The 13,144-nt window shown below is 30.9% G+C and carries 9 protein-coding genes; all 9 read left to right on the top strand.

Going from position 1 to position 13,144, the window contains the following annotated elements; translation table 11 throughout:
• The first annotated feature begins 12 nt into the window (after positions 1–12).
• The 9 genes from prfB (at position 13) to ald (ending at position 13,143) form a co-directional block, all read left to right on the top strand.
• Positions 13–1,099 (top strand): peptide chain release factor 2 gene (gene prfB / locus G534_RS0102770; protein WP_338032963.1). Its coding sequence is split into 2 segments (ribosomal slippage): positions 13–69 and positions 71–1,099, totalling 1,086 coding nucleotides; the frame shifts between segments, so codons are not numbered across the junction.
• The gene (locus G534_RS0102775) at positions 1,099–3,213 is read left to right on the top strand and encodes a Tex family protein (RefSeq protein ID WP_027347765.1); all 2,115 of its coding nucleotides are present in this window, start codon (positions 1,099–1,101) and stop codon (positions 3,211–3,213) included. The genes prfB and G534_RS0102775 overlap by 1 nt, the downstream gene beginning before the upstream one ends.
• Before the next feature lie 2 nt (positions 3,214–3,215).
• Positions 3,216–4,901, top strand: coding sequence for a proline--tRNA ligase (locus G534_RS0102780; RefSeq protein WP_027347766.1), 1,686 nt, complete (start codon positions 3,216–3,218; stop codon positions 4,899–4,901).
• A gap of 286 nt (positions 4,902–5,187) precedes the next feature.
• Complete coding sequence (locus G534_RS0102785; RefSeq protein ID WP_027347767.1) at positions 5,188–7,218, top strand: ABC transporter substrate-binding protein; 2,031 nt, start codon at positions 5,188–5,190, stop codon at positions 7,216–7,218.
• A gap of 206 nt (positions 7,219–7,424) precedes the next feature.
• On the top strand, positions 7,425–8,921 hold the full coding sequence (locus G534_RS0102790) for an ABC transporter permease (RefSeq protein WP_027347768.1): 1,497 nt from the start codon (positions 7,425–7,427) through the stop codon (positions 8,919–8,921).
• Positions 8,921–9,874, top strand: a complete 954-nt coding sequence (gene oppC / locus G534_RS0102795; RefSeq protein WP_034595901.1) for an oligopeptide ABC transporter permease OppC — start codon at positions 8,921–8,923, stop codon at positions 9,872–9,874. Before G534_RS0102790 ends, oppC begins: the two co-directional genes overlap by 1 nt.
• A gap of 8 nt (positions 9,875–9,882) precedes the next feature.
• Positions 9,883–10,950, top strand: coding sequence for an oligopeptide/dipeptide ABC transporter ATP-binding protein (locus tag G534_RS0102800; protein ID WP_034595902.1), 1,068 nt, complete (start codon positions 9,883–9,885; stop codon positions 10,948–10,950).
• Entirely contained in the window at positions 10,940–11,878 is a 939-nt protein-coding gene (locus tag G534_RS0102805; RefSeq protein ID WP_027347771.1) for an ATP-binding cassette domain-containing protein, read from the top strand. Before G534_RS0102800 ends, G534_RS0102805 begins: the two co-directional genes overlap by 11 nt.
• A 155-nt stretch (positions 11,879–12,033) precedes the next feature.
• Positions 12,034–13,143, top strand: a complete 1,110-nt coding sequence (ald, locus tag G534_RS0102810; protein WP_027347772.1) for an alanine dehydrogenase — start codon at positions 12,034–12,036, stop codon at positions 13,141–13,143.
• The last annotated feature ends 1 nt before the right edge of the window (position 13,144 follow it).

Raw genomic sequence — 13,144 nt, forward strand, 5'->3', positions numbered from 1 at the left:
GAACGTTTTGAAATGCAAAATGAAATAGAAGAGTTAAAAAAGACGATAAAAAGTCTTGGGAGCTCTCTTTGACATTGCTAATTTAAAAGAAAATTTAAAAAAACTACAGGCTAAAAGTTTTGAGTCTGACTTTTGGGATGATTCAGATAAGGCACAAGAAACTATGATTGAGATAAATTCTTTGAATGATACTATTGAAACATATGCAAAACAAGAAATGTCAGTAAATTCAATAAGTGAAATGATAGAGATTTTAAGTGTTGAAGAATTTATTGAAATGCAAGATGATTTAACAAATGAACTTTTAGAAACTAAAAATAAAGTATCTAAGTTAAAAATTCAAACTTTACTATCTGGAGAATATGATAGAAACAATGCCATATTTTCAATACATGCTGGAAGTGGTGGGCTTGAGGCAACAGACTGGGCTCAAATGCTTATGCGTATGTATACTAGATATTTTGATAATAAAAAGTATAAATATGAAATGACAGAGTTTAATAATGAAGAGGGTGGCGGAATAAAATCTGTTACATTTATAGTAAAGGGTAGAAATGCATATGGATATCTAAAAGGTGAAAAAGGTGTTCATAGACTTGTTAGAATTTCACCATTTGATTCAAATGCTAGAAGACATACATCATTTGCTTCAGTAGATGTTTATCCTGAACTTGATGATAATGTAAAGATAGATATTGAAGATAAAGATTTAAGAATTGATACATATAGATCATCTGGTGCTGGTGGTCAACACGTAAACACAACTGATAGTGCTGTTAGAATCACTCATATTCCAACAGGTGTAACAGTTACGAGTCAAAATGAGAGATCTCAAATTAAAAATAGAGAAACTGCTATGAAAATGCTTATGGCTAAACTTGTTCAAATAAAAGAAGAAGAACATAAGGAAAGAATAGAAGATATCCAAGGTAAATATAATCAGATTTCCTGGGGATCACAGATAAGGTCTTATGTATTTCAACCATATACTATGGTGAAAGATCATAGAACGAATTATGAAGTCGGTAATATAGAAAAAGTAATGGATGGCGATATAGATGATTTCATCAACGCCTATTTAAATATGAAGGAAGAATAATGGATATAGTAAAAAATATTGCTCAACATCTTGATGTTAAAGAAATTCAAGTTCAAAAAACAATCGAATTAATTGATGAAGGAAACACTATTCCTTTTATTGCTAGATATAGAAAAGAAGTTACTGGTAATTTAACGGATGAAGTTTTAAGACAATTAGAAGAAAAGTTAAATTATTTAAGAAATTTGGAAAAAAGAAAAGAAGAAGTGATTACTTCTATTGAAAATCAAGAAAAAATGACCGATCAATTGATGGAAGCGATACAAAAAGCAGAAACTCTAAAAGAAGTAGAAGATATTTATCGTCCTTACAAACAAAAGAAACAAACTAGGGCTACAAAGGCGAAGGAAAAAGGTTTAGAACCATTATCAAACTTTATACTTACTTGGAAAGAAGGAAATGGATCTATAGAAGAAGAAGCTGATAAATATATTACAGAAGAAGTTGAAACTAGAGAAGAAGCTATTCAAGGGGCTAAAGATATTTTAGCTGAATTAATTTCTGACACTACAGTATTTAGAAATATCTTGAGAAAAGATGCTAAAAGAGATGGGAAAATTGTCTCTATTGAAGCTAATTATGATGAAAAAGATGCAGAAGAAGCTAAAACATTTGAAATCTATTTTGATTTTGAAGAAGAAATATCTAAAATTCCATCACATAGAATACTAGCTATCAATAGAGGAGAGAAATTAGGATATTTAAAAGTATCTGTAAAATTAAATGACGAAGATAATATATTTTTAATAGCAATGAGTATTAATAAAGATAGAAGTTCTGAGTCTTACAAATATATTTATGAAGCTGCAGAAGATGGATATAAGAGACTTTTATTCCCGTCTGTTGAAAATGAAATTAGATCAGAGCTTACAGAAGCTGCAGATAGTCAAGCGATTGATGTGTTTGCAACTAATTTAAAACCATATTTAATGCAGGCTCCCATAAAAGGTACTGTTGTTATGGGACTTGATCCTGGATATAGAACAGGATGTAAGACGGTAGTTGTATCTGAGACTGGATCTTTATTGCACGATACAATAATATTCCCTGCAAAACCAAAGGAAGATATTGAAGGTTCAATTAAAATAATGAAAAAATTAATTGAAGAATATAATGTGGGTCTTATTGCTATAGGAAATGGAACGGCTTCAAGAGAGACAGAAGCTGTAGTATCTAAAATGTTGTCTGAAAATGAGTTTAGTCATAAAGTTTACTATACAATAGTAAATGAGTCTGGAGCATCCATATATTCAGCTTCAAAAGTTGGTATTGAAGAGTTTCCAGACAAGGATGTTACAGTTAGAGGAGCGGTTTCAATTGCGAGAAGAATACAAGATCCACTTGCTGAACTTGTAAAAATTGAACCAAAACATATTGGTGTTGGTCAATATCAACACGATGTAAATCAAAAATTATTAACTGAAACATTGAATAATGTGGTGGAAGATAGTGTAAATACAGTAGGTGTAAATCTTAATACTGCATCAGCTTCACTTTTAGCTTATGTATCAGGGATTAATTCAAGCGTTTCAAAGAATATTGTTGAATATAGACAAGAAAATGGTATGTTTAAGTCAAGAAAAGAATTAAAAGATGTTAAAGGTTTAGGACCTAAGACCTTTACACAAGCAGCAGGATTTTTACGTATACCAAATAGTGAAAATCCATTAGATAATACAGCTGTTCATCCCGAGTCATACAAAATAGCAGAACAAATAATGGATTTGGAATTGGATAAAATTGATATTAAAGAAACAGCTGAAAGATTAGAAGTAGGAGAACCTACATTGACTGATATTATAGCTGAACTTAGAAAGCCGGGAAGAGACCCTAGAGAAGATATGCCAAAACCTATACTTAGAGCAGATGTAGTAAGTATAGATGATTTAGAGATTGGTATGGTACTTACTGGAACTGTTAGAAATGTAGTTGATTTTGGAGCTTTTGTAGATATTGGATTAAAAAATGATGGATTAGTTCATATTTCTGAACTTTCTGATAAATATGTAAAGAATCCTTCAGATATTGTAAAAGTTTCCGATATAGTAAAGGTTAAGATAATAGATATAGATAAAAATAGAAATAAAGTAGCGCTTAGCATGAAAGGTATTTAGATATGAAAATGGATAAATTTTATATGCCAACATTAAAAGAAGATCCACAAGATGCAGAAATTGCATCACATAGACTTCTTTTAAGAGCAGGTATGATAAGAAAATCAGCATCAGGAATATATTCGTATTTACCACTTGGATATAGAGTGATTAGAAAAATTGAGAATATTGTTAGAGAAGGTATGGATAAATATGGTGCTCAAGAAGTATTGATGTCCGCTCTCCAACCACAAGAAATTTGGGAAGAATCAGGAAGATGGTCTAAATTTGGTGAAGAAATGTTTAGACTAAAAGATAGAAACAATAGAGAGTTTTGTCTTGGACCTACAGCAGAAGAGTATTTTACAACATTAGTAAGAGATGAGTTAAAATCTTATAAACAATTACCCCTAAATATTTATCAAATCCAAACAAAATATAGAGATGAAAAAAGGCCAAGATTTGGTATAAATAGAGCTCGTGAATTTACAATGAAAGATGCTTATACATTTGATAAAGATCAACAAGGGCTTGAAGAATCATATCAAAATATGTGGGATGCATATGAATATATATTTGATAAAATAGGTCTTGATTATAGAATTGTAGAAGGTGATAGTGGAATAATGGGAAGCGGAGTTTCTCATGAATTTATCGCTATGGCTGAAACAGGAGAGGGTGTAGTTGTATATAGTGATGAAACTGATTATGCAGCTACTGATGAAAAAGCTAAAGTAACATTATCTATATCGGAAAAAGAAGATGCTTTAGAACTAGAGCTTATAGACACTCCAAATGCTAAGACCATTGAAGAATTATCACAATTTACAGGTGAAGATAAGTCTAAATTTGCAAAAGTTATTGCGATGAAGACAGAAGATGAAAACTTCATGATTGTAATTCCGGGTCATAGAGAATTAAATATATTAAAATTCCTTTCACATTTCAAAATTGCTGAAAATGAAATTGAAATGATGACTGATGATGAAATTATTGCTTTAGGATCACATCCTGGATTTATGTCTCCAATAGGACTTAAAGATGTAAGAGTTATAGTGGATGAAAGAATTACTCAAATGAGTAATTTCTATACTGGAGCAAATCAAATAGATAAACACTATAAAAATGTAAATTATGGGAGAGACTTTGAAGGTGAAGTTGTCGAAGATTTATTAATGATAGAAGAGGGTGATAAAGGTCCAAATGGCGAAGAGTTAAAATTCGCAAGAGGAGTTGAAGTAGGAAATATATTCCAACTAGGTACAAAATACTCTGAAACATTAAATGCAAAATTCTTAGACGAGAATGGTAAGGAACAATATTTTGTAATGGGTTCTTATGGTATTGGTATTACAAGAACTGTTACTGCAGTTATAGAACAAAACTATGATGAAGATGGAATCATCTGGCCTGAATCAATAGCTCCATATAAAGTTATAATAACTATAGTAAAGACTGGAGATAAAGATCAAGAAGAATTAGCTAATAAAATATATGAAGAACTTATGGATAAAGGTGTAGAGGTTTTATTAGATAATAGAAAAGAAAGACCAGGTGTTAAATTTAAAGACAGAGATTTAATAGGAATACCTCATAGAATTACCGTAGGACGTGATGCTAAAGATGGTCTTGTGGAATATTCTACAAGGAAAGAAAAAGAAAATATTAGTATCAAGTACGAAGAAATTATTGAAAAATTGAATTATTAAAAAAAAGACTTATATTCAAAAAACGAATAATAATACAGTATATTATTATTCGTTTTTTATATAACCAAATGATTGTTAATTAAAGAAATTTGCAATTATGCTGATTAAATCAAAGATTACAAAAAGGTTACGAAATAATATTTAATGTATATTTTAAATTTGATTGTAATTTATAAAATTTTTTTGATAAATAAAATAAAAAAAATTGACAATTTAAAATGATTTCCATATAATCTAAACAATATAGAAAATTCAAATATGGATTCTCTAAAAAATAGGAGGAATTATGAGAAATTCTAAAAGATTACTATCATTATTACTAGCATTAGTAATGGTATTTTTAGTAGCTTGTGGACCATCAAACAATGGTGGAAGTACAGGCAAGGAAACTGGGGGAGAATCAGGTGCTGAAACACCATCAGATGTTACATATCTAGATTCTTTAACAGTAGCAGGTACAAACGCATTAGAAACAATGGATTATGTTGTTACAAACAAACAAGCAGACCACGCTTTTAATGCTAACTTTATCGATGGACTTATCGAAAATGACGAATATGGTAACTTGGTACCATCTATTGCAGAATCTTGGGAAACAAATGAAGATTCTACAGTTTGGACATTTAAATTAAAACAAGGTATTAAATGGGCTACATATGATGGACAAGAATACGCTGAAGTAACTGCACAAGACTTCTTAACAGGTTTAAGACATGCTGCAGAATTTGAATCAGGTGTATCATGGTTAGGACAAGGTGTAATCAAAGGCTATGCTGAATATTTAGCTTCAGATTTCTCAGATGCAGAATTTGAAAAAGTAGGAATTAAAGCTTTAGATGATTATACATTAGAATATACATTAGAAGCTCCAACACCTTTCTTTGGTGACTATGCAACATATAATTTATTATTACCTATTAATAAAGACTTCCTTGAATCTAAAGGTAGCGGATGTGCATTAGGTGCTCCAAACAAAGATGATTGTACATTTGGTTCAACAACACCAGACTCAATTCTTTATAATGGTGCATATGTACTTTCAACATATGACCAAAAATCATCAATCGTTTTAACAGCAAACGAATTATACTGGGATGCAGAAAATGTATTCTTAAAAACTGTAACAGAAGTATATGATGAAGGTGCAGATCCATATTCAATCAAGACAGGATTTGAACAAGGAACATACCCATCAATGTCATTTAGACCTACATGGGAAGATTATACAAAAATTAGAGCAGAATATGAAGAATATATAAGAGCTTCATTGCCAACACCAACAACATATGGTATAACAATGAACTTTAATAGACAATCATTTAATGAAACAGGTTATGCAAATGATGAAACTTTAAGAGAACAAACAAAAGCTGCACTTCAAAACTTAAACTTTAGAAAAGCTTTAAGAGCAGCGTTTGATAGACAAGCTTACTTAGAAATATCAGCTCCTGAGCAAATTGCTATGGAATCAAAGAGAAATATTTATAACTATCCAGATGCAGGTACTAAATCTGATGGAACAATGTACTTTGATTCAGTAACAGCTCACTATAATGAAGATACAGGTGAAAATGTAGACCTAAATGATGGCCAAGAACCATTCTTCAGTAAAGAAAAAGCTTTAGAATATATCGAAGCAGCTAAAAAAGAAGGTATACAATTCCCAATTAACTTGGACTTGATTACTATCGAAACAAATGAAAGATTAGTTAAACAAGCAAATTCATTTAAGCAATCAGTTGAAGCTAATACTGATGGACAAATTATTGTACACGTAGTACTTGCTCCAAAAGATGTAGTTTATGGAGTAACATACTACAACGAAGAACCTTCCGAAGCAGATTATGATATTTCAACATTTACAGGTTGGGGTACAGACTACTCAGATCCAAAATCATTTACTGAAACAATGTCACCAACAGTTGGTTCATTGATGACAAGTTTAGGATTGGGTAGAGTTGATAAAGAAGGAAATGTTGAAGATTTAGAAATCAAGAAAAAACTTGGTTTAATGGAATACGAAGAATTATATCAAGCAGCTCAAAAAGAAACATCTGACTTTGACAAGAGATATGATTTATTCGCAAGAGCTGATGCTAAGACAATAGAAAATGTATTATATATACCAACTCAAATGCAAACAAGAGTTGAAATGGTATCTAAGATGGAACCATTTACAGGTATGTACTCACAAGTAGGTATCAGAACAGAATCATACAAGAAGAGAAAATTAAGAGACTCTCTAGTAACAGCTGAAGAATATAATAAAGCATATGAAGCTTGGATGGAAAAAAGAGCAGAAGCAGCTTCAAATTAGAAAGTATTTGAGGTAGAGGTTGAAAGTAATTTCAACCTCTATTTTATTAAATATAGTTAAAGAGAAAATTGATAACTTTTACAATTTCTCAAATATTTGCAAAATTGTAAAAGTTATCAATAATTTTTATTTGATTACAGAGTAAAATTATAATATAATTAAAGCTATAATTATATCTTTACTACGATATAGAAGGAGAGAACGAGATGAAAAAATATATATGGCTTAGAGTTATAAAGTCAATAATTTCTATTTTTCTTGTAACAGCTATAGTAATCGCTATGGTATTTACAATGATTAATAGAGATGATGTTTTCCAAAATGATCAAACTTATAGAAAACTAAGAGGTAACACTAAGACAGAATATAGATACAATACTCTCGAGAGTTTGGGGTATTTAGATAAACTGAGCTTAGGAGAAATGTGTTCTATAGAAGACGTAGATAGAGCTTCTTGTCTAGATGTAGAATCAGATGATTATGCAAAAGCAGAAGCGTATTGGAAAGACAAAGGATATACAATAGGTACTTATAGTGCTACTGGTGATCCATTAACAGGTTCGAAGTATGCTACTAGAGATTATTCAGTAGTAGAATTAGTATATAAATACTTTAGTAAAATGTTTGACTTTGATTATCCAAATAAGATAAAAGATGCTAATAATCCTGATTTAGATAATAATAGAGGATATTATTTTGGTACAGATTTTAATGGTGTTCCAGCTTTAATGTGTAATGGTTGTGAATACAAATATCAAATATATTTTAATGGTAAATTCCCATTTATACATGGTAATATGTTGAAGTTAAATTTTGGTAATTCATATCCTACAAGTCCAGGGATTCCAACTATTGATGTTATTTCTAAAGGACAAGGGGCTCAAGTTCGTACAGAACAAAAATATGAAACTGGAGAAGTTATAAATTCTGCAGATAATAGACATACATTGAGATATAAATTTATGCCAGATCATTTAGATCAAAGAAAATATGTAGATAATTATGCCACAGTAGATTTAAAAACTGATGCGCCTTCAATGATTGGTACATCATATCTGTTTGGTATTATTTCATTAGTATTTGCTTATGTATTAGCATTACCTTGGGGTGTTGCTATGGCAAGAAATAAAGATAAATTGACTGATAAGATAGGTATATTGTTTATCAATCTATCTATAGCGATACCATCATTGGCTTTAATTTTCTTCTTAAAATATATTGGGTCACTATTTGGACTACCAGATAAATTCCCACAATTTGGAGCAGGAAATATTAAATCTTATATTATGCCAATTATAGTTATGACAATTATCAGTATGCCTGGATTAATGACATGGATTAGAAGATATATGATAGATCAATCTTCTTCTGACTATGTAAAATTTGCAAAGGCAAAAGGTTTATCAAGAGCAGAAATTTCAAAAAATCATATATTAAAGAATGCTATTATACCAATAGTTAATGGTATACCAGCGTCAATAGTACTTCAAATCAGTGGTGCTATATATACTGAAACTATATTTGCTATACCTGGTATGGGTAAGATGTTACCAGATGCGATTAAATCAGTTAACAACAATATGATTATTACATTGACATTTATATTTACAGCATTATCAATATTCTCACTATTTGCTGGTGACTTATTGCTTACATGGGTGGATCCACGTATCTCACTTAATGCTAAGAAAGGAGATATCTAATGACAGAAGAAAAATTAGAAAAAGACATTGTACTGTCTGACGACTTATTTGAATTTGTCAAAGTTGATGAAAAAGCTTCTGAAAAAATAGCTACTCCTGAATATTCTTATTGGGGATCAGTATTTAGAAAATTCTTTTCTTCAAAAGTTGCTGTGTTTATGTTAGTGGTTTTAATAGCGGTTCTTGCATTTGCTTTTATACAGCCTATGTTTTCAGGATTTGATAATTTAAATACATCAAATATTAACAATCCAAAAATGAGATTTATAAGACCAAATTGGGAACATCCATTTGGTACAGACGATGTTGGTAGACCAGTATTTGATTTAGTATGGGCAGGAGCTCGTACTTCACTATCAATTTCATTTATAACTACATTTATCACTATGACACTTGGTATTATTGTAGGTACAGTTTGGGGATTTAACAAGAAATTAGACTTTTATTTAATGGACATTTATAATATTGTGTCTAATATTCCTTATACTTTAATTGTAATGATTCTATCATATACATTGGGTGCAGGTGTTCCACAACTTATATTTGCGTTATCTGCTACATCTTGGATTGGGGTAGCATATTTCATGAGAGTTCAAGTAATGATAATCCGTGATAGAGAATATAATATGGCTTCAAAGGTATTGGGTTCTTCTACAATGAAGATAATTACTCACAATATCTTACCTCAACTTATTTCTATCATAGTTACATCAGCTTCAACACGTATGCCAGCTTATGTATCTACAGAAGTATTCTTAGGATATATAGGATTAGGTTTAACTCAATCTACAGCATCTTTAGGTAGAACTATACAAGATCATTCACAATACATGCAATCAGCTACTTATTTATTTATAATACCAGTTGCTGTATTAGCAGTAATTACAGTGTCATTTTATATAGTAGGTCAAAAATTAGCGGATGCTAGTGACCCTAGAAATCACGGAATATAGGAGGAATTATGGAAAAGAATAATACAATATTATCTGTAAAAGACTTAGAAGTAAAATTCCAAGTACGTGATAGACAACTTACTGCTATTAGAAGAGTTAGCTTAGATTTTGAAGAAGGAAAAGTAGTAGCCATAGTAGGTGAATCAGGATCTGGGAAGTCTGTATTTACAAAGACTTTTACAGGTATGTTAGATGAAAATGGGACAATAACTAATGGTGAAATTTGGTTTGAAGGTCAAGATATTTCTAAATTTACCAAAGATAAAGAATGGTTAGGAATTAGAGGGAAGAAAATTGCAACAATTTTCCAAGACCCTATGACATCTTTAAACCCTGTTAGAACAATTGGATATCAAATTTCAGAAGTTATTGTAAAACATCAAGGCAAATCGAAAAAAGAAGCTAAAGATATTGCTATCGAATTAATGAGAAGAGTAGGTATACCAGAACCAGAAAAAAGATTTGATGAATATCCATTCATGTATTCTGGTGGTATGAGACAAAGAATAGTTATTGCAATTGCTTTAGCTTGTAGACCTAAAATTTTAATTTGTGATGAACCAACAACAGCTTTAGACGTTACAATTCAAGCGCAAATCATACAACTTATTAGAGATTTGTCTGAAGAATATGGTTTTACAACAATATATATTACTCACGACTTAGGTGTTGTGGCTAAGGTTGCTGATATGGTTGCTGTAATGTATGCTGGTCAAGTTATAGAATATGGAACAGCTGAAGAAGTATTTTATGATCCTAGACATCCATATACATGGGGGCTATTATCATCACTTCCACAATTAGAAGATAAAAAAGGTGAATTGTTATCGATTAAAGGTACACCACCTTCATTATTTGAAGAGATTAAAGGTGATGCATTTGCTTTAAGAAGTGACTATGCTATGAAAATAGATTTCGAAAAAGAACCACCAATGTTTAAGGTTAGTGATACTCATTATGCTAAAACATGGTTATTACACGAAAAGGCTCCAAAAGTATTGCCACCAGAACAAATTAGAGATCTACACAATAAGATGGATAAAATAACAACAAAAGGAGGAGACTATGTTGGATAAAGATAGAGAAGTCCTTGTTGATGTTCAAGATTTAGAAATCACATTTACAAATGGTAGAAGAAAATTTGTTGCTGTTAAAGATGTAAACTTTAAAATTTACAAAGGGGAAACTTTTTCACTTGTAGGAGAATCAGGATCAGGTAAGACAACTATTGCAAGAGCTATTGTTAGATTAAATAAAACTTCTAAGGGAGATATTTATTTTAAGGGTAAAAAAATAAATGGAGATATGTCTAGCAAGGAAAATAGAGAATTAAAAAGACAAATTCAAATGATTTTCCAAGACCCGGCTGCTTCATTAAATGAAAGAGCAACTATAGATTATTGTATAGGTGAAGGTTTAGATAATTTCAAACTTTATGATAGTAAAGAAGAAAGAACTAGAAAAATTGATGAAGCAATTAACTCAGTTGGACTTCTTCCAGAACATAAATCTAGATATCCACACGAATTTTCAGGTGGACAAAGACAAAGGGTAGGTATTGCAAGAGCTATTGTTATGCAACCAGATTTAATAGTTGCTGACGAACCTACATCAGCACTTGACGTTTCAATTCGTGCACAAGTTCTGAATTTGTTAAATAAATTTAAGAATGAAAACAATTTAACTTATCTATTCATAGCTCACGATTTATCAGTAGTAAGATATTTCTCAGATAGAATAGGTGTTATTACGGAAGGTAGAATAGTGGAGATTGCATTAACAGAAGATTTATTTGCAAATCCTCTTCATCCTTATACTCAATCTCTTCTACAATCAGTTCCAATTCCGGATCCGATTATAGAGAAACAAAAAGAAGTTCATGTATATGATCCCTCAATTGCAGGAGAATATACAGAAAATCATCAATTGAGAGAGGTTGCACCGCATCACTATGTATTCTGTACTCCAGAAGAAGTAGAAATGTATAAGGCAAAATTAAAATAATTAGAATCAAGGTTAGAAAGTAAAATTTCTAACCCTTTTTTATATTTAAATTAATTACTCTAGTATTATACAAAAAGTTTTAAAAATTTTGTGTTTCCAATATTTTACTATACAATAGATATGTACAATGTTTTTAAAATAAAGAAAGGATAATTATGAAAATAGGAATTCCTAGAGAAATAATGAATCAAGAGCATAGAGTATCAATTAACCCTGCAGGGGTTACAACTCTAGTTCATGAAGGTCACGAAGTATATATCGAAAAAGGAGCGGGTGTAGACTCTGGTATTTTAGATAAAGAATACGAAGATGAAGGGGCTATTATCTGTGATGTAGATAAAGTTTGGGAATGTGATATGGTTATAAAAGTTAAGCAACCATTGAAGGAAGAGTTTAAATATTTTAGAGAAGGTTTAATCATATATGCGTATTTCCATTTAGCTGCAGATTTAGAATTAGCGCAAGAACTTTTAGATAAAAAAGTTACTGCAATAGCTTATGAAACAATTGGAACTCATGGACGTTTACCACTTCTAATGCCTATGTCACAAGTAGCTGGTCGTATGGCTACGATTTTAGGTGCTCAATATTTACAAAAACAAAATGGCGGCTCCGGAGTGCTTTTAGGTGGTGTACCAGGAGTTGAAAGAGGTACAGTTACTATTATCGGTGGTGGTAATGTAGGTCAAAATGCAACTAAAATGGCTATTGGTTTAGGTGCAAAAGTTATACTTATGGGTAGAAATCCTGAAAAATTGGGAGCGTTAGACGATTTATTTGGGCTTGATGTTCAAACTTTAGTTTCTAACAAAAAAAATATAGCGGAAGCAGTTGCTATGTCTGATATGGTAATTGGTGCAGTTTTATTACCAGGAGGTGCTAAGGCTCCTACTCTTGTAACTAGAGAAATGGTTAAATCTATGAAACCAGGATCTGTAATAGTTGACGTTGCAGTAGACCAAGGTGGTATATTTGAAACTATTGACAGAGTTACTACACATAGTGATCCAGTATATGTGGAAGAAGGTATTATTCATTATGCTGTAGCTAATATTCCGGGCGCAGTACCACACACTTCAACTCACGCACTTACAAATTCCACTATAAGATATGCGATTAAAATAGCTAGTGGTGATTTTAAGAAAATAATTGAAAAAGATGAAGATCTTAGAAATGGATTTAATACATTTAAAGGAAAGATGACTGCTAAACAAGTTGCTAAGGATTTAGGATTAGAATATACTGATATTAAAGAATTAGTTTAAT

This window comes from Helcococcus sueciensis DSM 17243, assembly GCF_000423145.1.
Lineage (GTDB): Bacteria > Bacillota > Clostridia > Tissierellales > Peptoniphilaceae > Helcococcus > Helcococcus sueciensis.